At 65.3% G+C, this 21517-nt stretch carries 21 protein-coding genes; 7 read left to right on the top strand and 14 right to left on the bottom strand.

The window, feature by feature from the left end; genetic code table 11:
* Positions 1 to 84 precede the first annotated feature (84 nt).
* A complete protein-coding gene (locus BRA1417_RS42810; protein ID WP_007594951.1) occupies positions 85 to 240 on the bottom strand; it encodes a DUF3096 domain-containing protein in 156 nt (51 codons plus the stop codon).
* 222 nt (positions 241 to 462) lie between these two features.
* Between BRA1417_RS42810 and BRA1417_RS0115075 the strand changes: the two genes are divergently transcribed.
* A complete protein-coding gene (locus BRA1417_RS0115075) occupies positions 463 to 816 on the top strand; it encodes a DUF1236 domain-containing protein (RefSeq protein ID WP_027516451.1) in 354 nt (117 codons plus the stop codon).
* Positions 817 to 1064: 248 nt separating this feature from the next.
* Here BRA1417_RS0115075 and glyS read toward each other — a convergent pair whose 3' ends face one another.
* The 6 genes from glyS to BRA1417_RS0115040 form a co-directional block, all read right to left on the bottom strand.
* A complete protein-coding gene (gene glyS, locus BRA1417_RS0115070; protein ID WP_027516450.1) occupies positions 1065 to 3164 on the bottom strand; it encodes a glycine--tRNA ligase subunit beta in 2100 nt (699 codons plus the stop codon).
* On the bottom strand, positions 3164 to 4099 hold the full coding sequence (locus BRA1417_RS0115065) for a glycine--tRNA ligase subunit alpha (RefSeq protein WP_027516449.1): 936 nt from the start codon (positions 4097 to 4099) through the stop codon (positions 3164 to 3166). Before BRA1417_RS0115065 ends, glyS begins: the two co-directional genes overlap by 1 nt.
* A gap of 228 nt (positions 4100 to 4327) precedes the next feature.
* Positions 4328 to 4519 carry a hypothetical protein gene (locus BRA1417_RS0115060; RefSeq protein WP_007607173.1) on the bottom strand — a complete coding sequence of 64 codons (192 nt, stop codon included), beginning with the start codon at positions 4517 to 4519 and terminating at the stop codon, positions 4328 to 4330.
* Positions 4520 to 4635: 116 nt separating this feature from the next.
* The gene (locus BRA1417_RS0115055) at positions 4636 to 5544 is read right to left on the bottom strand and encodes a S49 family peptidase (protein ID WP_027516448.1); all 909 of its coding nucleotides are present in this window, start codon (positions 5542 to 5544) and stop codon (positions 4636 to 4638) included.
* Between the two features lie 211 nt (positions 5545 to 5755).
* Positions 5756 to 6526, bottom strand: coding sequence for a tRNA1(Val) (adenine(37)-N6)-methyltransferase (locus BRA1417_RS0115045; RefSeq protein WP_027516447.1), 771 nt, complete (start codon positions 6524 to 6526; stop codon positions 5756 to 5758).
* The gene (locus BRA1417_RS0115040) at positions 6519 to 6746 is read right to left on the bottom strand and encodes a DUF2007 domain-containing protein (RefSeq protein WP_007594964.1); all 228 of its coding nucleotides are present in this window, start codon (positions 6744 to 6746) and stop codon (positions 6519 to 6521) included. Before BRA1417_RS0115040 ends, BRA1417_RS0115045 begins: the two co-directional genes overlap by 8 nt.
* Positions 6747 to 6878: 132 nt before the next feature.
* Between BRA1417_RS0115040 and BRA1417_RS0115035 the strand changes: the two genes are divergently transcribed.
* From BRA1417_RS0115035 to BRA1417_RS0115015, 5 genes are all read left to right on the top strand, one after another.
* Positions 6879 to 7886, top strand: coding sequence for a polyprenyl synthetase family protein (locus BRA1417_RS0115035; RefSeq protein WP_007594965.1), 1008 nt, complete (start codon positions 6879 to 6881; stop codon positions 7884 to 7886).
* A 313-nt stretch (positions 7887 to 8199) separates the two neighbouring features.
* Complete coding sequence (locus BRA1417_RS0115030) at positions 8200 to 8715, top strand: helix-turn-helix domain-containing protein (protein WP_027516446.1); 516 nt, start codon at positions 8200 to 8202, stop codon at positions 8713 to 8715.
* Between the two features lies 1 nt (position 8716).
* The gene (gene fabF, locus BRA1417_RS0115025; protein ID WP_027516445.1) at positions 8717 to 9973 is read left to right on the top strand and encodes a beta-ketoacyl-ACP synthase II; all 1257 of its coding nucleotides are present in this window, start codon (positions 8717 to 8719) and stop codon (positions 9971 to 9973) included.
* A 60-nt stretch (positions 9974 to 10033) separates the two neighbouring features.
* Positions 10034 to 10666: a LysE family translocator gene (locus BRA1417_RS0115020; protein WP_027516444.1), complete on the top strand. Its 633-nt coding sequence runs from the start codon at positions 10034 to 10036 to the stop codon at positions 10664 to 10666.
* 7 nt (positions 10667 to 10673) lie between these two features.
* Complete coding sequence (locus tag BRA1417_RS0115015) at positions 10674 to 11534, top strand: alpha/beta fold hydrolase (protein ID WP_027516443.1); 861 nt, start codon at positions 10674 to 10676, stop codon at positions 11532 to 11534.
* On the opposite strand, the gene BRA1417_RS0115010 is transcribed toward BRA1417_RS0115015, so the two are convergent.
* From BRA1417_RS0115010 to BRA1417_RS0115000, 3 genes are all read right to left on the bottom strand, one after another.
* Positions 11531 to 12415, bottom strand: a complete 885-nt coding sequence (locus tag BRA1417_RS0115010) for a 4-(cytidine 5'-diphospho)-2-C-methyl-D-erythritol kinase (protein ID WP_027516442.1) — start codon at positions 12413 to 12415, stop codon at positions 11531 to 11533. The genes BRA1417_RS0115015 and BRA1417_RS0115010 overlap by 4 nt on opposite strands.
* A gap of 28 nt (positions 12416 to 12443) precedes the next feature.
* Entirely contained in the window at positions 12444 to 14246 is a 1803-nt protein-coding gene (locus BRA1417_RS0115005; RefSeq protein WP_027516441.1) for a tetratricopeptide repeat protein, read from the bottom strand.
* 335 nt (positions 14247 to 14581) lie between these two features.
* On the bottom strand, positions 14582 to 16243 hold the full coding sequence (locus BRA1417_RS0115000; protein WP_027516440.1) for an electron transfer flavoprotein-ubiquinone oxidoreductase: 1662 nt from the start codon (positions 16241 to 16243) through the stop codon (positions 14582 to 14584).
* Between the two features lie 135 nt (positions 16244 to 16378).
* Here BRA1417_RS0115000 and BRA1417_RS0114995 point away from each other — a divergent pair, with 135 nt between their 5' ends.
* Complete coding sequence (locus tag BRA1417_RS0114995) at positions 16379 to 17188, top strand: uracil-DNA glycosylase family protein (RefSeq protein ID WP_027516439.1); 810 nt, start codon at positions 16379 to 16381, stop codon at positions 17186 to 17188.
* 125 nt (positions 17189 to 17313) lie between these two features.
* On the opposite strand, the gene BRA1417_RS0114990 is transcribed toward BRA1417_RS0114995, so the two are convergent.
* The 4 genes from BRA1417_RS0114990 to BRA1417_RS0114975 form a co-directional block, all read right to left on the bottom strand.
* Positions 17314 to 18822, bottom strand: coding sequence for a glycosyltransferase family 39 protein (locus BRA1417_RS0114990; RefSeq protein ID WP_027516438.1), 1509 nt, complete (start codon positions 18820 to 18822; stop codon positions 17314 to 17316).
* Positions 18823 to 18920: 98 nt separating this feature from the next.
* Complete coding sequence (locus tag BRA1417_RS0114985) at positions 18921 to 19778, bottom strand: ribonuclease HII (protein ID WP_027516437.1); 858 nt, start codon at positions 19776 to 19778, stop codon at positions 18921 to 18923.
* 77 nt (positions 19779 to 19855) lie between these two features.
* Positions 19856 to 20311, bottom strand: a complete 456-nt coding sequence (locus tag BRA1417_RS0114980; protein ID WP_027516436.1) for a VOC family protein — start codon at positions 20309 to 20311, stop codon at positions 19856 to 19858.
* Between the two features lie 24 nt (positions 20312 to 20335).
* Positions 20336 to 21499 (bottom strand): PA0069 family radical SAM protein, encoded by a 1164-nt coding sequence (locus BRA1417_RS0114975; RefSeq protein ID WP_027516435.1) that lies wholly within the window; start codon positions 21497 to 21499, stop codon positions 20336 to 20338.
* Positions 21500 to 21517 lie beyond the last annotated feature (18 nt).

The raw sequence follows: 21517 nt of genomic DNA, 5'->3' as shown, positions 1-21517 counted from the left end.
ACCTGCGAGAGGAATGGGTAATTGCGGGCCTTACACCACTTTGGGCAGGTCCGCGCAAGTCGAAGAGTTCCGTAGAATGAAGGCCTAGAGATGGAGCCACTTCAACAATCCGAGCCCGATCGCACCATTTATGATGAGAAAAATCGCGACGATAAGATTCAGGAGGCGCGGCATGATCAGGATGAGCACACCCGCAAGCAGCGACAGGATCGGCGAGATGTGGGCGACGGTGATGTGCATGAACTTTCTTTCCGTGCGGTGGGGGCGAATCGCGGCGGGATCATAGCGGACTGGGTTCCGCGGGTAGAGACGCACTAGGCCCGCACGAGTTCCCGGCTTCGCGAAAACTGCCCGAAAATGCCGCGAATGCGGCGGGCGTTTTCCGGAACATCGCGAAGACGCGTGCATTGGCAACCGGTCGCGCCATTGGCGCTTCCGAAAACCTTCTCGAAGGAGTTGCCCATGCGGAACAGGATTCTTGCTCTTGCAGCGCTCGCGGCCGCGATCGGCTGGCCCCTTGCGGCGCAGGCGCAAACCAGCGTCACCGTGGGACGCGCGCCCGTCGTCGTCGACAGCGGCCCGACCATCGCGGTCGAGCAGCGGCCGGCTTTCCGCGACTATGTCGTCGAGCAACGTGTGCCGGCCTTCCGCATCCCGGATCGCGTGGTGGTCGGTGCCACCTTACCTGAAAGCGGCGTCACCTATTATGACGTGCCGCAACGTTTCGGCGCCACCACCTATCGCTATACCGTCGTGAACGGCGAGACCGTGCTGGTCGAGCCGCGCTCACGGCGCATCGTCGAGGTGATGGACTAGCGTCTTCAGGAATCGACTAGGTGTCCGGCGCGTCACATCAATCAGGCTGACGCGAGCAGTAGAGTCGGACATCAGGCCCCGCCCGGTCCTCCCCCCGCCGGGCGGGGCTTTTTGTGCTTTCGTTGTTCGAGGCCCGCGAAGCACGAGCTAAGACTCCATCATGCGGTGCGTGATGGGGAGAAATGGATTCCGGGCCGCGCCAAGTGGCGCGCCACGGAATGACAGTGTTGGTGGCCGCGAGACCGCGCTCAATCCTGGATCTTCGAGAAATCCGCCACCGCACGCGTGGCGCTGCGGATCTCGCCCAGCAGCTTCAGGCGGTTCTCACGCACCTTCGCATCCTCGTCGTTGACGCGAACTTTCTCGAAGAACGCATCGACCGGCGGGCGCAGTTTTGCCATCGCACTCATCGCGGCAGCGAAGTCTTCCTTCACGACAGCAGCGCTTGCCTCCGCCTTCACCTCGCCGATCGCCTTAGCCAGCGCCTTCTCCTCGCCGAGGCCGTAGAGCGCTGCATCGGGCGCGCCGTCGAAGCTGCGCTTGTCCTTCTTCTCCTCGATGCCGAGGATATTGCTGGCGCGCTTGATCCCGGCGAGCAAATTCTTGCCGTCGTCGGTCTCGAGAAACTTGCCGAGCGCCTCGACGCGGCGAACGATCATCAAGAGATCGTCCTGGCCACCGAGCGCGAACACGGCGTCGACGAGATCGTGGCGCGCACCCTGTTCGCGGAGCTGGACTTTCAGACGGTCGGCGAAGAAAGCAAGCAGGTCGCTCGGAAGCTTCTGCGCATCGGCAGGCTTCAAGGACAAGCCGGCGAGTGCGGATGCCGCCATCTTCATGAGCGACAGACGTAGTCCGTTCTCGGTGATCAGCCTGATCACACCCAACGCCGCACGACGCAGCGCATACGGGTCCTTGCTGCCCGTCGGCTTTTCGTCGATCGCCCAGAAGCCGATAAGTGTGTCGAGCTTATCCGCGAGCGCCACCGCGACGCTAACCGGATCGGTCGGCACGCGATCAGCAGGCCCCTGCGGCTTGTAATGCTCCTCGCAAGCCGCCGCTACGGAGGCGTCCTCGCCCTGGGCCAGCGCGTAGTACTTGCCCATCAGGCCCTGCACCTCGGGGAATTCGCCGACGACTTCGGTCAACAAATCCGCCTTCGCCAGATGCGCGGCCCGCGTGGCCTTTGCGACATCGGCGCCGACCAGCGGCGCGATCTCGGCGGCGAGACGCTCGATGCGCTTGATGCGTTCAGCCTGTGTGCCGAGCTTCTCGTGAAACACGATCTGCTCGAACTTCGGCAGCCGGTCTTCTAGCTTGGTCTTCAGGTCCGTCTCATAGAAGAATTTTGCATCCGACAAACGCGGACGGATCACGCGCTCGTTGCCGGCGACGATGGTCTTGCCGCCGTCGGGCGCCTCGATGTTGGCGGTGAGCACGAACTTGTTGGTCAGCTTGCCCGTCTTGGGATCTTTGACGACGAAGCATTTCTGGTTGTTGCGGATGGTGGCGCGGATCACCTCGTCCGGGATCGCGAGATATTCCGCTTCGAACGATCCCATCATGACGACGGGCCATTCGACGAGGCCCGAGACCTCGTCGAGCAGCACCTGATCCTCGACGAGCTCGAAGCCTTGCGCGAAGGTCAGCTCCTTGGCATCGGCGAAGATGATGTCCTTGCGCGCCTGCGGATCGAGGATGACTTTTGCCGCCTTCAGCTTCGCTTCGTAGTCCTCGAAGCGGCGCACGGAAATCGCACTAGGTGCCATGAAGCGATGGCCGTAGGTGGTCTGGCCGGCCTCGATGCCGTCCACCGAGAATTTGACGACATCGGGCTCTTCCGTCTCCGGTCCGAACGTCGCGGTGATCGCATGAAGCGGGCGCACCCAGCTCAGCGAGCCCGGCTTGCCGGAGCGCGCGCCCCAGCGCATCGATTTCGGCCAGGGGAAAGTGCGGATGATGACGGGAAGGATTTCCGCGAGCACGTCGATCGCATCGCGGCCGGGCTTTTCGATCAGCGCGATGTAGAAGTCGCCCTTCAGGTCGCGCTGGATCTTGGCCTCATCCAGCGACGTCAAACCCGTCGCTTTCAGAAACCCCTGCACGGCCGCATCGGCCGCGCCGATCTTCGGTCCGCGGCGTTCGGTCTTCAGGTCAGGCTGGCGCGCAGGGATGCCGTGCACGGTCAGCGCGAGGCGGCGCGGCGTCGCGAACGCCTTCGCGCCTTCGTAGACGAGACCTTCGGCGACGAGCTTGTCGGTGACCATGCGGCGCAAATCCTCCGCCGCCTTGGCCTGCATGCGCGCGGGGATTTCTTCGGAGAACAGTTCAAGCAAAAGATCGGGCATCAGGCCGCTCCGCCCGCTTCAGTATGTATCCAGGCCTCGCCGCAAGCCTTTGCCAGTTCGCGCACGCGAAGAATGTAGCTCTGCCGCTCCGTCACCGAGATCACGCCGCGCGCGTCGAGCAGGTTGAACACGTGGCTCGCCTTGATGCATTGGTCATAGGCCGGCAGCGACATCAGATGCGCCTCGCGCTTGCTGTCCTTCCAACCCGCATCGAGGTATTTCCGGCAGGCGGCTTCCGCCATCTTGAACTGCTCGAACAGCATCGCGGTGTCGGCGATCTCAAAATTGTGCTTCGAATATTCCCGCTCGGCCTGCAGGAAGACGTCGCCATAGGTGACCTTGGCGTCGCCGTCGCGGCCGTTGAAGTTGAGGTCATAGACGCGATCGACGCCTTGCACGTACATCGCGAGCCGCTCGAGCCCGTAGGTGAGCTCGCCCGCGACCGGCGCGCATTCGACACCCGCGACCTGCTGGAAATAGGTGAACTGGCTCACTTCCATGCCGTCGCACCAGCACTCCCAGCCGAGGCCCCAGGCACCCAGCGTCGGGCTCTCCCAATCGTCCTCGACGAAGCGGATGTCGTGCACGGCGGAATCGATGCCGATCGCGGCGAGCGACTTCAGGTACAGCTCCTGAAGGTTCGGCGGCGACGGCTTCATGATCACCTGGAACTGGTAGTAGTGCTGCAGCCGGTTCGGATTCTCGCCGTAGCGGCCGTCCTTGGGCCGCCGCGAGGGCTGCACATAGGCCGCATTCCAGGGCTTTGGCCCGAGCGCGCGCAGCGTGGTCGCCGGATGGAAGGTGCCCGCACCCATTTCCATGTCGTAGGGCTGCAGGATCACGCAGCCCTGCTCGGCCCAGAACCGCTGGAGTGCGAGGATGAAGCCCTGGAACGAGCGTTCCGGGCGCATATGGGCGGGCAAGGAGGCGTCCATCGTCAGATCGGGCTCTCGCGGGGGGTTGAATCGCGCGGGACCGTATCGACGGCAGGGGTGGGAATCAAGGCAGAGGGGCGGTTCTTACCTCTCCCGCTTGCGGGAGAGGTCGCGCCGAAGGCGCGGGTGAGGGCTCTATCCTCTTGGGCGCTCTCGCCCGCGGAGATACCCCCTCCCCGGCCCTCCCCCGCAAGCGGGAGAGGGAGCGCGCCGCCCGCGTGGAGAGAGCTAACCCGGCCGATAGGCTCCGGTCACGGGATCCTGTTTCAGCGTCTGGACGGCCCCCCTATGGGCGGCCTCGGCGACGCGTGAGAGGCGCATCTCCTCCAGCTCCTGGTTGATCCGGACAGCGGTCTTGTAGGCCCAGCGGACCACGGCAAGACCGCCCAGGACGCCCGCGAATGCGACGAACGGCGGCATCGGTCGTTCCTTGTTCAGTGCTCAGCCCCCACGTGCATTCTTGCGCAGACCGGGCCGGGCCGCAATTGGCACGGCTTCAAGTCTCCTTGGGGCCAAATGGCGCGGCGCGGCTCCGCCTAGAACCCGAATTTCGCCCAGATCGCCCGCGTCTCGACCGCCGAGATCAGGTCGTCCGGCAGGCTGGCCATTGATTCCATGGCCGAAAGCTGCCCCGCGCCGGGCGATTTCCGACCCAAAAGGCCGGAGAGCAGACCGGTCGGCTGGGCAATCACGGGGGTGAGAACCTTCTCGCCAAAGCGGGCACGAAGAGTTGAGCGGAGATCGCCGATGCTGTCGGCAAGCCCGAGCGCGATCGAACTCTCGCCGGCCCAGTATTCGCCCGTGAACAGGGTATCGTCGGCGCCCTTCAAGCGCGCGCCGCGGCTCTCTTTCACCAGCGCGATGAAGATCTGATGGATCTCGCGCTGGAGCGCCTTCAGCTTGGCGACGTCGTCGGGGTTTTCAGGAAGAAACGGGTCGAGCATCGCCTTGTGCGCGCCGGCGGTGTAGAGGCGCCGCTCGATGCCGAGCCGCTTGATCGCCTCCTGGAAACCAAAGCTGCCGCCGACCACGCCGATCGAGCCGAGAATCGAGGACGGATCGCAGATGATCTCGTCGCCGGCGCAGGCGATCATGTAGCCGCCGGAGGCCGCGACGTCCTCGACGAACACCAGCACCGGCAGCTTCTTCTCCGCCGCGAGCTGCTTTATGCGCAGGTAGATCTGGCGCGACTGCACCGGCGAACCGCCGGGCGAATTGATCACCAGCGCCACCGCCTTGGCGTTACGCGTCGAAAACGCCCGCTCCAGCACCCGCGAAACAGTCGCGAGCGTCATGCCCGGGCGAAGCGGCGTCACTGCGCCGATCACACCGGACAGCCGCACCACCGGCACCACGGCCGCGCCGGGACGGAAGCGCGCCGGCAGATATTGCATGAGCTTGTCGGCCAGGCCGGAACTCTCACGATCGTTCAATTGTTCGGCCATGCCGTTACCTCTGATTAACTATTTCTTATCACGCGACTGTCATTGGAAGGGCCCGGAACGTGTTTTGCAGAAATCCCGTTGAGAGGCTGCAATGGGCCAGCGGAGAACACCATGAAAATCTATCTGCTGATGCTGCTGATCGGTGCGCTGTTCATGGCGATCCGCCTGACGACTCCGCAAGAGCAGCAGTCGGAATCGCTTCCGCAATAGCTCAGCACGGTTCCACCAGGGGTAGAACCGCCCTTCCCTCCAGAATATCCGTCACCTCTTTTTTAGGCATGCGTGACTCCTCGTTGAGCACGAGGCCCCGCAACAATCGTGCCGGTGCCCTCCCGCCCTTGATTGCGCGCACCAGCACCCGGATCGCGGGCCGCCCGGCTTCACCGTGAACCGGCAGAATCGCGAGACTGCCGAAGCCGCGAGACAGTGCCGCCAAAACCTCCGCGATCCCATCTGCGCGCCAAATCAATGTCAGCGCGCCATTCGAGCGGAGGATGCGCCGCGCCGCATGCACCCAGGCATTCAGCGTCTCATCCGTCGCCACATGCGCGAGCTGGCGCACCTGATCGGGCGAGCCGCGATGGCGAGCGGGATCGTTGAAGGGCGGGTTCATCAGCACCACGTCGACGCTGTCCGGCGCGAGCCCGCTGGCCGCGAAGGCCTGCGCGTCCGCGGTGACGTCGAGCACGATCGTCTCGGCGGCAATCGCATTCGCTGCCGCATTGGCGCGCGCAAGCTCCGCCAGCTCGGGATCGATCTCGACCAGGCCGAGCCTGATCCCGGCAACGCGCCGCGCCAACGCAAGCCCGGCCGTGCCGATGCCGGCGCCGAGATCGACGACGCGGTCGCCCGCGCTCGCCTCCGTCGCCGCCGCGAGCAGAATGGCGTCGTGCCCCGCGCGATGGCCGGACCGCTTCTGCTTCAGCCGCAATTGCCCGCCGAGAAAGGCGTCCTCGGTGAGGTCTGCCAGGGCTTCACTCATCGCCGCGCAGTTCGTGGCTGAGGCCGGCCTCGGTCAGAAGCTGCCGGGCTTCGAGGGCGTCGTCCTCATGGACCAGGATCCGCCGCGGCAAAATGCCGAGCGAGCCCTCGATGATGCTCATGTTCTGGTCCAGCACCAGATGATGGATGTTGGCGCCGTCGAGCAGCGCGCCGATCGCCGACACCAGCACCATATCGTTGGTCCGAACCAGTTCTCGCAAAACACAGGCCTCCTGCCTGACGGGGATTAAGCGCCAAATGTCAATGGTTCCACGGCCCTTGCCGCATCCCCGTCCAGTTTCTATTGTCTTTCCATCAGAATAGCCCTTCCGGGGCAAATATTGGAGACCGGCGTGGCCGTCATCGTACCTTTCGAAACTCCCGGCGCGTCGATCGAAGAGCTGGTTGCCCTTGTCGCCGGTGACATGGAGCGCGTCAACGCCACGATCCTGTCGCGGACCGGTTCGGACGTGACCATGATCCCGGAAGTCGCCAACCATTTGATCTCCTCCGGGGGCAAGCGCCTGCGGCCGATGCTGACGCTGGCCATGGCCAACCTCGCCGGCTACACCGGCGACGGCCATATCAAGCTCGCCGCCAGCGTCGAGTTCATGCATACCGCCACCCTGCTCCATGACGACGTCGTCGACGAGAGCGAGATGCGCCGCGGCAAGCTGTCGGCGCGCATGCTCTGGGGCAATGAGGCGAGCGTGCTGGTCGGCGACTTCCTGCTCGGCCAGGCCTTCCGCATGATGGTCGAGGTCGGCTCGCTCCGCGCGCTCGACATTCTCTCCGCGGCCGCCGCCACCATCGCCGAGGGCGAGGTGATGCAGCTTGCCGCCGCCAAGAACACAGCGACCACCGAGGACGAATATCTCGCCGTGATCCGCGGCAAGACCGCCGAGCTGTTTGCGGCCGCCTGCGAGGTCGGCCCCGTGATCGCCAACCGCCCCAAGGCGGAGCAGACCGCCTGCCGCTCGGTCGGCATGAATCTCGGCATCGCCTTCCAGCTCGTCGACGACGTGCTCGACTATGGCGGCAAGAGCGCCAAGCTCGGCAAGAACACCGGCGACGATTTCCGCGAGGGCAAGATCACGCTGCCCGTCGTGCTCGCTTTCCGCCGCGGCAACGACACCGAGCGCGCCTTCTGGATCCGCGCGCTCGAGCGCGGCGAGATCGGCGACACCGACCTCGACCACGCCATCGGGTTGATGAACAAGCATCGTGCGCTCGAAGACACGCGCAGCCGCGCCCAGCACTACGGCGCCATGGCGGTGGACGCGCTGGCGCTGTTCCCGTCCTCCCCGATGAAGAGTGCGCTGGAGCAGGTCGTGGCGTTCTGCCTGGCACGGTCGCATTAGCTTTTCGCATCCCTAGCGCTTGCTGGTCGCCACACCCTCAGTGTCGTCCCGGCGAAGGCCGGGACCCATTACCCCGGTCAGCGTTGTCTTAGCGGCTCTGGCCACCATCGTGCACCACAACAACAGTCGTGGGTATGGGTCCCGGCCTTCGCCGGGACGACATCGTTGAGATAGCCTCGCCACTTCATCAACACCGTCATTGCGAGCGCAGCGACAGCTCCAGCTTCGCAGCTGCCTTGGCTCCCTCCACCCGAATCGGCCACTGCTCGCCCAGTGACTTGCATTTTGCAAGTAACTTGCCTAGCTTCACGCCATGCAGCCCAAATCTCCTTCCATTCAGGAATGTCCGGTCGGCCGCGCCGTGGAGACGGTCGGCGAATGGTGGAGCATTTTGATCTTGCGGGATGCGTTCCAGGGCGCAACGAAGTTCGACGAATTTTGGCAAAGCCTCGGGATCGCGCCGAACATCCTATCGCGGCGGTTGGCCCATCTCACCGAAAGCGGCATGTTCGTCCGCCGCCGCTACAATGAACGGCCGCCGCGCTATGAATATGTGCTGACGGACAAGGCCCGAGACTTCTTTCCCGTGGTCGCAACCTTGCTCGCCTGGGGCAACAAGCATCTCGCACCGAAGGGCGAAGCGATCCTGCTGGCGAACCGGCACGATCGTCGTCCGTTCAATCCGGTCGTGGTCGATGCCGCCGACATGCAGCCGATCACGCTCACCAATGCGGTCATCATCGCCGGTCCCTGCGCCAGCCGTCTCATGCGTAAACGGCTGACCTCGCTCAAAGCCATGAACCCGGCCGTCGCGCCGGCTGGAGACTGACATGCGTCGTATCGTCGTGACGGGAATGGGCGCGGTGTCGCCGCTTGGCTGCGGTGTCGAACTGTCCTGGCGCCGGCTACTGGCCGGTCAAAGCGGGCTGCGCCCGCTGCCGGAATGGTCGCAGGCGCTGCCCGCGCGTATTGCCGGCCTCGTGCCGGATAAGGCCGATGACGCCGACGGCGGCTTCGATCCCGCGCAGGCCGCCGCGCCGAAAGACCAGCGCAAGATGGACCGCTTCATCCTGTTCGCGCTGCTCGCCACCGCAGAAGCGGTTGCGCAGGCCGGCTGGACGCCGCAGGACGCGGCGGCTTTGGAGAGGACTGCGACGATCATCGCCTCCGGCGTCGGCGGCTTTCCGGCGATGGCGGAAGCGGTACGCATCACCGAACAGCGCGGCCCGCGCCGGCTGTCGCCGTTCACGATCCCCTCCTTCCTCGCCAATCTCGCCGCCGGCCACGTCTCGATCAAATACGGCTACAAGGGAGCGCTTGGCACACCGGTCACGGCCTGCGCCGCCGGCGTTCAGGCGATCGGCGATGCCGCGCGCATGATCCGCGCGGGCGAGGCTGATGTCGCGATCTGCGGCGGCACGGAAGCCTGCATCGACATCGTCAGCCTCGGCGGTTTCGCCGCGGCCCGCGCATTGTCGAGCGGGTTCAATGACGCGCGCGCCTCGCGCCCGTTCGATCGCGACCGCGACGGTTTTGTCATGGGCGAAGGCGCCGGCATCCTGGTGATCGAGGAGCTGGAGCATGCATTAGCACGTGGCGCGACGCCGATCGCGGAGATCGTCGGATACGGCACGACCGCGGACGCCTATCACATGACGTCGGGTCCGCCTGACGGCGACGGCGCCCGGCGCGCCATGGAGATCGCGCTGCGGCAGGCCAAGCTTGCGCCCGCGGATTTGCAGCACCTGAACGCGCATGCGACCTCGACGTCCGCCGGCGACGAGAGCGAGCTCGGCGCGATTGCCGCGCTGTTCGGCCGCCACCGCGGCATCGCGGTGAGCGCGACCAAATCGGCCACCGGCCATCTGCTTGGCGCTGCCGGTGGCCTGGAAGCGGTCTTCACCGTGCTCGCCCTGCGCGACCAGATCGCACCGCCGACGCTCAATCTCGAAAACCCTGATCCCGCCGCTGACGGCATCGACATCGTCGCCGGTGCGGCGCGCCCGATGCCGATGCAGCACGCGATCTCGAACGGGTTCGGCTTCGGCGGAGTGAATGCCAGCGTGATTTTCCGCCGGATGGGCTGAACGACGGGCCTTGCAAACGACGGGCCTTGCAATCGCGGCAAGCATCGCTACCAAAGCAGGATGATCAACACGAATTTCTGGCTGTTCCTGGCCGCCGCTTGCCTCATCGCCGCCGTTCCCGGCCCCGGCATTTTCTACGTCGCGGCACGGACCTTGTCGGAAGGGCGCGCCAGCGGTTTTGCATCGACCGCGGGCACCGCGCTCGGCGGGCTGGTTCATGTGGTCGCAGGCAGCCTCGGCATCTCCGCGATCATTCTTGCTAGCGCCGAGCTGTTTGGCGCCGTGAAATTCGTCGGCGCACTCTATCTGGTCTGGCTCGGCATCAGGACTTTTCGCAGCGCCAGCCGCGTGCTGTCATTCGACAGCAAGCCCGTCGGCGACAAGCGCGCCTTTCGCGACGGCGTGCTGGTCGAGGCGCTGAACCCGAAGACCGCCGCATTCTTCCTCGCCTTCATTCCCCAGTTCCTCGACCCGGCGGGATCGAACCCGACGCTGCAATTCATCATGCTGGGCGCGATCTCGGTGACGCTGAATACGCTCGCCGATATCGTGGTGGTGCTGATGGCCTCCGCGACACGCACGCAGTTGATCGGAAGGCCGCATCTGATGCGACGTCTCACCCAGGGCTCCGGCGTCTTCATCGCAGGGCTCGGCCTGTCGCTCGCACTGGCGCGGCGGCCCGCGAATGGATAGCTCCACCATGCTCGCCCCGCAAAGCCGCACTTACGAGTCTCACGGCTTGCGACTGCACTATGCCGACTGGGGCAACGACGGCGCGCCGGTCGCCATCCTGGTTCATGGCGGCCGCGATCATTGCCGGAGCTGGGACGTCATCGCCCGGTCGCTGCAGCCGCATTTTCACGTGGTCGCACCCGACCTGCGCGGTCACGGCGATTCCGACTGGACCAAAGGTGGCAGCTACGCGCTGACGGAGTATGTGTACGATCTGGCCCAGCTCGTCCGTGCCATTGCGGCGCCTCAAGTCACTCTCGTCGGCCATTCCATGGGCGGCATGGTCAGCCTGATCTTTACAGGGGCATTCCCCGAACAGGTCTCGAAGCTGGTCGTGCTCGACGGCGTGACGATGCTGCCGGATACACCAAAACCGCCGGTGCATGAGCGGATCGGCAAATGGGTCGGTCAGCTCGACAAGCTGCACGACCGCGCACCGCGCCGCTATTCGACGCTCGAAGATGCGGCGGCGCAGATGGTGCTTCACAACAAGCGGCTGTCCCGCGACCTCGCGCTGCATCTCGCCACCCACGGCGCGCGGCAGAACGAGGACGGCACCTATAGCTGGAAGTTCGACCCCTACCAGCGCGCCTCTGCACCGCACCGGCTTTGGCCGGACGATCACATCGCGCTGTGGTCGCGCATCACCTGTCCGACGCTGCTCTTGAATGCCGGCGAAAGCTTTCTGGCTGGCGCGAGGGCCGCGGGCCTGGAGCGCTACTTTCCGCAGGCGCGTGTCGAGACCATCGCCGGCGCCGGACACTGGCTGCAACATGACAAGCCGCAGGAGGTGTTGGGCGAGATCCGGCGGTTTCTCGGGCTGGCCTAGCTCAGCGTCCCCGCGTGCACCCACCAGCCGGAATGATCCCTGCGGACCTTCTCGGCGGCGGCATGCGCCTCGGCAGATGCGCCATAGATCGCAAAACACGTCGCACCCGAGCCGGACATGCGGGCGAGCTTGACTCCAGCGGAGCCACGCAAGGCTTCCAGCACGTTGCCGATGACAGGCTCGATGCGCATCGCGGGGGCTTCGAGATCGTTGGCGACGGTCTCGAGGGTGTCGACCCAATCGGCAATGGAGGCGCCCTCGCCCGGCCAGGCCGGACCGTCGAAGACGGAGGTGGCGCCGACCAGGAGTTCGCCGTTGCGCAGGCCCAGCGCCTGGAACACATCCTTGGTCGCGACCGGCACGCGCGGATTGACCATCACGCAGGGCATACTCGGCAACGCGAGCGGCAGCAGCTGTTCGCCGACACCGGTCATGTCACAGGCGCGCGAGAACAGACACACCGGCACGTCGGCACCGGTCGCAAGCGCAACCTTCTGGAGGCGGGCGTCGTCGAGCGACAGATCGTTGAGACGCGCCAGCAACCGCAGCGCCGCCGCGGCGTCGGCCGAGCCGCCGCCGATGCCGGCGGCGACCGGGAGCACCTTGTCGAGCGCGAAGGCGCCCAGCTTCAGGTTCGGGACGGCTTCGGCCAGGAGCTTGGCCGCCTTGAACACGAGGTTGTCGGCCATATCGCCGCAGGCCGCCGCGAGCGGCCCCGTCGTGGTGAGCTTCAGCTCGCCGCCGGGCTCCAGCGTGAGCCGGTCGGCGCAGTCGGCAAAGGCGACCACGCTTTCGAGATCATGATAGCCGTCGGCACGACGGCCGACCACGCGAAGGCTCAGATTGACCTTCGCGCGCCCTTCTTCAATCAACGCCGGCATTGACGACACGCCCCCAACTTCAACTCGCTCAGCCGCCCTTGCCGTCGTCCTTCTTCTTCTCCTTCTCCGCCTGCGCAGCCGAGGAGTTCGAATTGTCGTCGGTCATTCCGTTGGCAATCTTGGCCTCGATCTTCGGAAGCTCATCCGCTTCGGGCTTGAGATCGCGGGCGTGCGCCCACTGGAACTTGGCTTCCAGCGTGCGGCCGACGCGCCAATAGGCGTCGCCAAGGTGATCGTTGATGGTGGGATCCTCGGGCTTGAGGTCAATGGCGCGCTCGAGGTTCTTCACCGCGTCCTCGTAATTGCCAATGCGGTAATAGGCCCAGCCAAGGGAGTCGACGATGTAGCCGTCATCCGGGCGCTGCTCGACCGCCCGCTTGATCATCTTCATGCCTTCGTCGAGATTGATGCCCTGGTCGATCCAGGAATAGCCGAGATAGTTGAGGACGTGCGGCTGGTCGGGCTGCAGCTCGAGGGCCTTCTTCATGTCGGCTTCGGCCTTACCCCACTGCTTGGAGCGCTCCTCGCAGATGCCGCGATAATAATACCAGACGCTGTTGGCCTTGTCGTTGCCGGCCGGCAGCACGTCGACGCCTTGCGAATAGGTCGCGCCGCATTCGCCAAACTTCTTGCGGCCGCGCTCGATGTTGCCGAGCGCCATGATCGCTTCGAGATCCTTGGGATCCTCAGTGGTGACGCCCTTGAGGATCTTGATCGCCTCCTCGGTGCGGTCGGCGGAATCCAGATCGATGGCGAGCTGGATCTGGGCATTGCGCTTGAGCGGCGAGGACGCCGGCACCCGCTCATAGACCTTGATCGCCATCTGCGGCCGCTTCACCGATTCATAGAGATCGGCAAGCGAAAGCAGCGCCAGGGGATGGGTGGGCTGGAGGTAGAGCGAGAGCTGGAGATAGACCAGCGCCAGATCCTCGCCGCCGCGGCGGGTCAGTGTGGCGCCGATGCCGTAGAGTGCTTCGGCGGCGCCGGCTTGCGCGCTATCGACCAGCGGCGGCATCTTCTTGCCTGCCTTGGTGTCGCGCAACCCCTCCACGATCAGCGGATGGCGGGCGAGCTTCTTGTCGAAAGCCTGGTAGACCGTGGTCGCGGCGGCGGAGTCCTTGTTGCGCGACAGCCAGCGCGCATAGGCCTCGGTGACGCGCAGCATGGAATCGTCGAGCTTGTAGGCACGCTCGAACCGGGTGCCGGCGTCTTTCTCCTTGCCCGCGAGCTCGAGGATCATGCCGGCGTGGAGATCCTTGAACAGCGGATACCATTCCGGACCGGCCAGCTTGTCGATGGTGGCGACACCGCCCTTGGCATCGCCCGCACCATAGGCGGCCCAGCCCGACAGCAGCGTGGCGACGAGATCGGTGATCGGACCGCGGATCGACTGGTTGATGTTGGTCTGCGCGGTCGCGTACTTCTTGAACTTGAGATCGTGCACGCCGACGACGAGGCGCGCAACGCGGTTGGTTTTGTCGATGGTCAGGATGCGCTCGGCGAGCTTGACGGCTTCGTCGATGTCACCGTCGGCAACCGAGGAGATGAAGGCGCGGTCGAGCAGCTCGTTGTTCTTGGGATCGGTGCGCAGGGCCGAGCGATAGAACGCGGCGGCGGAGGCCGCATCGCGCTCGACGCTGGCGTGGCGGGCGGCGAGATAGCTGCCGGAAGTGGTCAGCGCCTTCAGATCGTTTCGGGTCGGAAACTGCGCCGCCGTGTCGGACGGATGATCCGGCGTCTGCGCCAGGACCCTGCCGGGGACCGTCGCGATCGCTGTGCCCATGAGGGCGATGGCGGCAACAGTCCAGCGGTTGAAACGATTTGAAAACATCAGGGCTCGCCTTGAGTTGGTAGTGCCTGGGTCTGAAGAAGGCCGTATCGCATGCGAACGCGGCCGGTGGCATGGGGACCCGGAACCGTCGGGCCGACAATGCCGCTTTTGGCGCTTCACCGCAAGGATTCGGGCCGGACGATCCCCTCCGCACGGCCCAAATCGGCCAAGTGACCGGTCAAGAGCGCCCCAAGACGCCGCCAGTATGGCCTTATCGTGACCACGGACCGCGACCGCGGCCGGGTTCTCACGCGAACGTGCGTCACAGGGCGAAGATCACGCGACTTTGGTCAGATTGGGCCTTGGCCACATGGATCGTGGCTCGCTGACCCCGGCTACATCGCCTCGTAGTTTGGACCGCCGCCGCCCTCAGGGGGAACCCAAGTGATGTTGCCATTGGGGTCCTTCACGTCGCAGGTCTTGCAGTGGACGCAGTTCTGGGCGTTGATCTGAAAGCGCGGGCCCGAACCTTCCTCGATCCACTCATAGACGCCGGCCGGGCAATAACGATTCGAAGGACCTGCAAACACGTCGTGCTCGGAGGTTTTCTGGAGGTTCATGTCCGTGACCTTGAGATGGACCGGTTGGTCTTCCTCATGGTTGGTATTGGACAGGAACACCGACGAGAGCTTGTCGAAGGAAATCTTGCCGTCCGGCTTCGGGTAGGTCCTCGGCGCGTGGGTCTTGGCCGGATCGAGCGTCGCGCGATCGGGCTTCGCGTGCGACTGGGTGCCAAACAGCGAGCCGCCGAACAGCGTGTTGCACCACATGTCGAAGATGCCGAGCCCGGCGCCAATGAAGGTACCGAACTTCGACAACAGCGGCTTGGCGTTGCGAACAGGATAGAGGTCCTTACCGACGACGGAATCGCGCCAAGCGTTCTCGTATTCGACCAGTTCATCATTAGCGCGGCCCGCAGCGAGAGCCGCGTTAACATGTTCTGCCGCAAGCATGCCGGTGCCCATGGCATTGTGCACGCCCTTGATCCGGGGCACGTTGACGAAGCCGGCCGCGCAGCCGATTAGCGCACCGCCCGGGAAGCTCAGCCGCGGCACCGACTGGTACCCGCCTTCGGTGATGGCGCGCGCGCCGTAAGCCAGCCGCTTACCGCCTTCAAGCGTCGCGCGGACGGCCGGATGGTTCTTGACGCGCTGGAATTCGTCGAATGGCGACAAATAGGGGTCGTTGTAGTTCAGATGAACGACGAAACCGATCGACACCAGGTTCTCGTCATAATGGTAGAAGAACAGCCCACCGCCTGTGTTATTGTTCAAGGGCCAGCCAACGGCGTGCTGCACGAGGCCCTTCTGATGCTTGGCCGGATCGATCTGCCAGACTTCCTTCAGCCCGATGCCAAATTTCGGCGGCTCACTCTTGGTGTCGAGCGCGTATTTCGAGATCAGCTGCTTGGTCAGGCTGCCGCGCGCACCTTCGGCGAACAGCGTGTACTTGCCGAGCAATTCCATGCCGCGGGTAAAGGAGTCCTTCGGCTTGCCGTCCCGGCCGATCCCCATGTCGCCGGTGGCGATGCCGCGCACCGCGCCATTGTCGTCATAGAGCACTTCGGCCGCGGCAAAACCGGGATAGATCTCCACACCTAGCGCTTCCGCCTTGCGCGCCAGCCAGCGGCAGACATTCCCGAGCGAGCCGATATAGCAGTGATGGTTGTCCATCAGCGGCGGCATGATGAAGTTCGGCAGCTTGATCGCGCTGGTCTCGGTGAACCAGAAGAAGCGGTCGTCCTTGACCTGCGTCTTGAGCGGACAATCGGAATCCTCGCGCCAGTCAGGAATCAGCTTGTCGAGCCCGGCCGGGTCGATCACGGCGCCGGAGAGAATATGCGCACCGACCTCGGAGCCCTTCTCCACCACGACGATATTGAGATCGGCATTGATCTGCTTCAGCCGGATCGCCGCAGCAAGGCCCGAGGGGCCGGCGCCGACGATGACGACGTCGAATTCCATGGATTCGCGCGGGGGAAGTTCTTCGGTGCTCATCTGATCTCAGCCCTTGAGACGGTCCTTGGTCGATTGCGCCCTCTTGTTTCCGATTTTTCCGGGTAGGACAACCTCGGAAATGCGTTTCGCCGGGGTGCAAGGCGCCCCAAACTGGACTAATAGTCAGACTTTCCCATGATCCCAGAACCCGCACCCACGGTCCGAGAGCTTCTCGCCTTCTATCTGGAGGCCGGAGTCGATTGCACGCTCGCGGAGGAACCGATCGACCGCCTGGCGGAATTGGATGCCCCGCCTCCGGCCCCGCGCGCCGCACCTCCGGTCGAGGCCCCACGGCCGGTTGCGGCTCCCGCGGTCATCCGCGGCGAGGCCGCGCCCGCGCCCGACATCGCGATCGCCTCGGCGCGCGAGGCCGCACGCACCGCGCCGACCTTAGAGGCGCTGCGCGAGTTGATGCAGAGCTTTGACGGCTGCGCGCTGAAGCACACGGCGACACGGTTGGTTTTCGCCGACGGTAATCCGCAGGCGCGCATCATGTTCGTCGGCGAGGCACCGGGCCGCGACGAGGACATCGAGGGGCTCCCCTTCGTCGGGCGCAGCGGCAAGCTGCTCGATTTGATGATAGGAGCCATAGGCCTCAACCGCACCACCGCCTACATCGCCAACGTGATTCCCTGGCGGCCGCCGGGCAACCGCACGCCGACGCCGCAGGAGACGCAAATCTGCCTGCCCTTCATCCAGCGCCAGATCGAGCTGGTGAATCCGGATGTGCTGGTGACGCTCGGCAATCCCTCGACTCAGACGCTGCTGTCGACCCGCGAAGGCATCATGCGCACCCGCGGCCGCTGGTTCGACTACGAGACGGGCGGGCGCACCATCCGCGCGCTGCCGACCTTCCATCCCGCCTATCTGTTGCGCTCGCCGTCGTACAAGCGGCTGGCCTGGCAGGATCTGCGCGCGATCGCGAAGGTGCTGGCGGGCGCGTGAGGAGGCGTACGACCTCTCGCCGTCATTGCGAGCGCAGCGAAGCAATCCAGAATCTTTCTGCGGAGGGACTCTGGATTGCTTCGTCGCAAGGGCTCCTCGCAATGACGACGGAAAAGAGCGAGCGACTACGTCCCCTTCGGCCGCACGATGGCCCAGCCGATGCGCAGGAGTTGCTGGCGTCCGGTCACCAGCCATTCGAAGGCGCGCGGGACTTCCGGGACGATGCCGGGAAAGCGCGCGAGAATGTCCGGCGGCGGGGTGCCGGCGGTATCGGAAGCGCGCCAGACAACGACGCCCCCGGTCTCGCTGAATTTGGCCTGATTGATCCAGGGCGTCCGCGCGGGCTCGGCATCGATGAAGAGATGGGGACGGCCGGAATGCAGCGTGATCAAGCTCGCAAGCTGGGTCTCGCCGGCGACCGCGCGCAGACGATGATTGGTGCGGCGGGCAAAGCTCTCGTCGAAGAAGTCGGAAATCGCGCGCGCCGGCATCGAGGTCGCGATCTCGTTGGCACCGGTCCACGGCAGGAGCAAGACGGCGAGCGCGACGCCGATTGCGGGCGCGATGACCGCGGCCGCCCAGACCATCCGCAGCATCCTCGCGCGGCGCATCGCGATGAGGTCGCCGGCCCCCACGACCACGGCAAGCCCCGACAAGACCAGCACGACACCGGCGCCGCCGAGGACGGCGTCGAGGCCCAGCAGGCCGGAGATCAGCACCGCGCCGAGCGCCGGCGCCAGCGCGAAGAAATAGACAAAATTGCGCGCGAGCGGCTCGACCGGTGGACGATAGATGATCGGCGCCTCCTCGCTCTTGGGAACGAACAGGCCGGTGTTGAGCACCGTCAGAGCCGGAATCGCCGCCGCGCCGAGCAGAAGACCCCCGAGCAGCCAAGCCGCGTGCAGGGCGCGGGCATTGAGCTCGCTAACCGCAGGCAAGGCCGGCAGGACGAGCACCTCGGCGCGCATCAGCCAGACGGCATAGGGCAATGCCAGCACGGCGACCACCACCAGCGCAAACAGCGGGTCGAATGCGCGCAACGTGCGGCGGCCATCCGCGGTTGCGAGCGCGAAGACGACGATCAGCAGCAGCAGGAAGATCGCAGCCGGGGTCGTCAGCAGCAAGAGGCCGGCCTCGATCGACCAGGCGAACCAGGCGTTGCCGCGGCGCTGGCCGATGATCTGCCAGGAATGCAGCAGCAGCAGCGCCCAGAGCGGCCGCGCCAGCACCAGCGGGCCGAAGTCGAGTACGGGCGAGGAGAAGGCCAGCAGCGTCATGGTCAGCAGCACGGCCAGCACTGCCTGTTGGGCGCCGACCACCGCGCGGGACAGATGATAGAGCGCAATGAAGGTCGCGACCCCACAGAGCTCCGCCAGGACGTAGACGCCGAACACGTGGCCGCCGGCAGCGCGATAGGCGATGTCGGCGAGCCAGACCGGCAAGGGCGGGCCTAAATCAGTGCCGACCTGGTATTCGCGGCCGAAGGCCAGCAGAGTCGCGAGGCTGCCGGGCGGGCTGCGATAAAACACCAGCGCCACGAACAGCCACATCGCGGCCTGGAGCAGCACGGCGATCCAGACGATCAGTCGCGGCCGCGCGCGAATGAGCTCGATGACCAGGGAGGTAAACCGCATGCAACGTCCGAAAGATGCAGCCAACCCGTGAAGCCGGCCCTATTCGCTCACGACTATTTTGATAGAGGGCGCGGCGCGTCGTGGCAACCGAGTCTCGTCTAGAGATTTGCCGACACGTCGACTTCCAAGCCCGTATCCACCTGCAGCTCGATCTCGGTCACCGCAAACAGATCCTGCGCCGGCTCGACCGTCCATGGCATGTGCTTGGCGCGTGCGGCGGCGACGGGGGCGAAGAAGCTGCGGTGGTGGACGGTGGGGCCGAGGCGGTTGAGCGCATCGAGGTGCTCGGGCACGGCGTAGCCCTTATGCTGCTCGAAACCGTACCCGGGGCAGTCCTGAGCCAGCGCGCACATCAGGCGGTCCCGCGTCACCTTGGCGACGATCGAGGCCGCTGCGATCGACAGGACGATGCCGTCACCGCCGATCACGGCCTCGCAATCGCATGCCGTGTCGAGCCGGTCGCGGCCGTCGACGAAGACGTGCCGGGGCTGCTCGGGCAACGCCACGACGGCGCGCTTCAGCGCCCACAGCGAGGCGCGCAGGATGTTGTCGCGGTCGATGCGGGCGCGCGAGGCGACGGCCACCGAGACCTGGGCGGTCTCGCAGATCTTGTCGAACAGCCTTTCGCGCTCCTCGGCGGTCAGGCGCTTGGAATCGTCGATGCCGCGCGGGATGCGGTCGGGATCGAGAATCACCGCCGCCGCCACCACCGGACCGGCCAGCGGCCCGCGGCCGGCCTCATCGCAGCCCGCCACCGGCCAGACGCCGCGCTTGATCAACGCGCGCTCCCGGCGGAAGCTTGGGGCGACAATAATGGCTGCCTTCGTGCCGGCCAGCGCCTTGGCGATTTTTTTCGGCGCAGCCTTCTCTTTCTCAGGCGCAACCTTCTTGTTCTCAGGCGCAACCTTCTTGGACGCGCCTTTGGCCGGCTTCTTGGCGGATTGATCCCGAATCATGGCCGGGATCGTGCGCAAGCGGCATGGTCTGCGCAACCGGGAACCTCGGACAATTCCCGTTATTCAAGTCAGCCGCCCTATTCCGCCAGATGCACCCGCCGGTCCTCGCCGACGTCGATGCCGGGCGCGACCACGACTTCCCAGGGATGGCCGTCAGGATCTGCGAAATAGCCGGAATAACCGCCATAGTCGGTCTCGTGTGCGGCCTTCAGCAGCGCGGCTCCCTTGCCGACGGCGAAGGCCAGCACCGCATCCACCTCCTCACGCGCGCGGCAGTTCCAGGCGAGCGTCATGCCGCGGAACGTCGATGGCCTCGGATGATCCGGCAATTTGACGTCGACCGCGAGCTGATCCCAGGAAAACAGCGCGAGCACCGGACCGCCGGTGTCATAGAACGCAACGGCCTCGCCGGTCGCCTTGAGCCGGCGCGAAAAGCCGAGCGCGTCGTAAAAGGCAATGCTGGCACGGATGTCGTTCACGCCCAGCGTGATGACGGTAAGTCGCGGGATTGGAGCTGGCAGTTCCTTGCTCATACGCCGCCTCTCTCACTTCGTCCCTCAGAACAGGCTGAGCTGATCGCCGTTCCGCTTCGGCTTGGCAAAATGATCCGTCGTCAGCTTGGAGCGCCGCTTGTTCAGCCCGAGCCTGTCGCAGGCGATCTCGAAGCGGCGGCCGATGGTCCAGGCCATCGGGCCGGTGCCCTTCATGCGCTCGCCCCATTTCGCGTCGTAGTCCCGGCCGCCGCGCATGTCGCGGATCAGCGTGAAGACGTGACGATAGCGGTCCGGATAGTTCGCCATCAGCCATTCGCGGAAGAGATCGCGCACCTCGAGTGGCAACCGCAGCAGCACGTAGGAGGCTTCCTTGACGCCGGCATGGGCCGCAGCATCCAGGATGCGTTCGATCTCGGAATCGTTCAGCGCGGGGATGACGGGCGCGACCATGACGGTGGTCGGAATGCCGGCCTCGGAAAGCTGCTTCAGCGCCTCCAGCCGCTTTGGCGGCGTGGACGCCCGCGGCTCCATGGTGCGCGCCAGTTTCGGATCGAGCGAGGTCACGGAGATGCCGACCTTGGCGAGGTTGCGCTTGGCCATGCGCGCGAGAATGTCGATGTCGCGGGTCACCAGCGCCGACTTGGTGACGATCCCGACGGGATGGCCGGCGCGCTCCAGCACCTCCAGAATGCCGCGCATGATTTTGCGCTCGCGTTCGATCGGCTGATAGGGATCGGTGTTGGTGCCGATCGCGATCATCCGCGGCTCGTAGCCCGGCGCCGCAAGCTCCTTCTCAAGCAGCGCCGGCGCCTCGGGCTTCACGAACAGCTTCGACTCGAAGTCGAGCCCCGGCGACAAGCCGAGATAGGCATGCGTCGGCCGCGCGAAGCAATAGACGCAGCCGTGCTCGCAGCCGCGGTAGGGATTGATCGAGCGGTCGAAGCCGATGTCGGGAGATTCGTTGCGGGTGATCACCTTGCGCGAGGTGTCGATCCCGACCGTGGTCTTGAACGGCGGCAGTTCTTCAAGGCTCTGCCAGCCATCGTCGAATGCGACGCGCGCCTCGGCCTCAAAGCGGCCGCTGGCGTTAGACTGCGCGCCCCGGCCTCGCCTGCGCTGGCGGTCGATGGCGACCGCCAGCTCAGGGAAGTCAGAAGGCGCACCCGCCGGCTCGGAGGGCGCCGTGACCGTCGGGTGCTTGAGAGCATGAGAGGATGCTGGACTCATGAAGCTAAGATAGCACGT

This window comes from Bradyrhizobium sp. WSM1417 (genome assembly GCF_000515415.1).
Taxonomy (GTDB): domain Bacteria; phylum Pseudomonadota; class Alphaproteobacteria; order Rhizobiales; family Xanthobacteraceae; genus Bradyrhizobium.
The sequence above is the reverse complement of the archived record's forward strand: the minus strand, read 5'-3'. Positions and strand labels throughout refer to the sequence as shown.

Excerpts from the sequence above, each read along its gene's own strand:
- BRA1417_RS42810 (WP_007594951.1), bottom strand. The coding sequence starts at position 240 with ATGCACATCACCGTCGCCCACATCTCGCCGATCCTGTCGCTGCTTGCG.
- BRA1417_RS0115005 (WP_027516441.1), bottom strand. The coding sequence starts at position 14,246 with ATGTTTTCAAATCGTTTCAACCGCTGGACTGTTGCCGCCATCGCCCTC.
- BRA1417_RS0115065 (WP_027516449.1), bottom strand. The coding sequence starts at position 4,099 with ATGGACGCCTCCTTGCCCGCCCATATGCGCCCGGAACGCTCGTTCCAG.
- BRA1417_RS0115045 (WP_027516447.1), bottom strand. The coding sequence starts at position 6,526 with ATGAGTGAAGCCCTGGCAGACCTCACCGAGGACGCCTTTCTCGGCGGG.
- BRA1417_RS0114985 (WP_027516437.1), bottom strand. The coding sequence starts at position 19,778 with ATGATTCGGGATCAATCCGCCAAGAAGCCGGCCAAAGGCGCGTCCAAG.
- BRA1417_RS0114995 (WP_027516439.1), top strand. The coding sequence starts at position 16,379 with ATGATCCCAGAACCCGCACCCACGGTCCGAGAGCTTCTCGCCTTCTAT.
- BRA1417_RS0115060 (WP_007607173.1), bottom strand. The coding sequence starts at position 4,519 with ATGCCGCCGTTCGTCGCATTCGCGGGCGTCCTGGGCGGTCTTGCCGTG.
- BRA1417_RS0115075 (WP_027516451.1), top strand. The coding sequence starts at position 463 with ATGCGGAACAGGATTCTTGCTCTTGCAGCGCTCGCGGCCGCGATCGGC.
- BRA1417_RS0115015 (WP_027516443.1), top strand. The coding sequence starts at position 10,674 with ATGCTCGCCCCGCAAAGCCGCACTTACGAGTCTCACGGCTTGCGACTG.
- BRA1417_RS0115055 (WP_027516448.1), bottom strand. The coding sequence starts at position 5,544 with ATGGCCGAACAATTGAACGATCGTGAGAGTTCCGGCCTGGCCGACAAG.
- BRA1417_RS0114990 (WP_027516438.1), bottom strand. The coding sequence starts at position 18,822 with ATGCGGTTTACCTCCCTGGTCATCGAGCTCATTCGCGCGCGGCCGCGA.
- glyS (WP_027516450.1), bottom strand. The coding sequence starts at position 3,164 with ATGCCCGATCTTTTGCTTGAACTGTTCTCCGAAGAAATCCCCGCGCGC.
- BRA1417_RS0114975 (WP_027516435.1), bottom strand. The coding sequence starts at position 21,499 with ATGAGTCCAGCATCCTCTCATGCTCTCAAGCACCCGACGGTCACGGCG.
- BRA1417_RS0115000 (WP_027516440.1), bottom strand. The coding sequence starts at position 16,243 with ATGAGCACCGAAGAACTTCCCCCGCGCGAATCCATGGAATTCGACGTC.
- BRA1417_RS0115030 (WP_027516446.1), top strand. The coding sequence starts at position 8,200 with ATGCAGCCCAAATCTCCTTCCATTCAGGAATGTCCGGTCGGCCGCGCC.
- BRA1417_RS0115010 (WP_027516442.1), bottom strand. The coding sequence starts at position 12,415 with ATGCCGGCGTTGATTGAAGAAGGGCGCGCGAAGGTCAATCTGAGCCTT.
- fabF (WP_027516445.1), top strand. The coding sequence starts at position 8,717 with ATGCGTCGTATCGTCGTGACGGGAATGGGCGCGGTGTCGCCGCTTGGC.
- BRA1417_RS0115020 (WP_027516444.1), top strand. The coding sequence starts at position 10,034 with ATGATCAACACGAATTTCTGGCTGTTCCTGGCCGCCGCTTGCCTCATC.
- BRA1417_RS0114980 (WP_027516436.1), bottom strand. The coding sequence starts at position 20,311 with ATGAGCAAGGAACTGCCAGCTCCAATCCCGCGACTTACCGTCATCACG.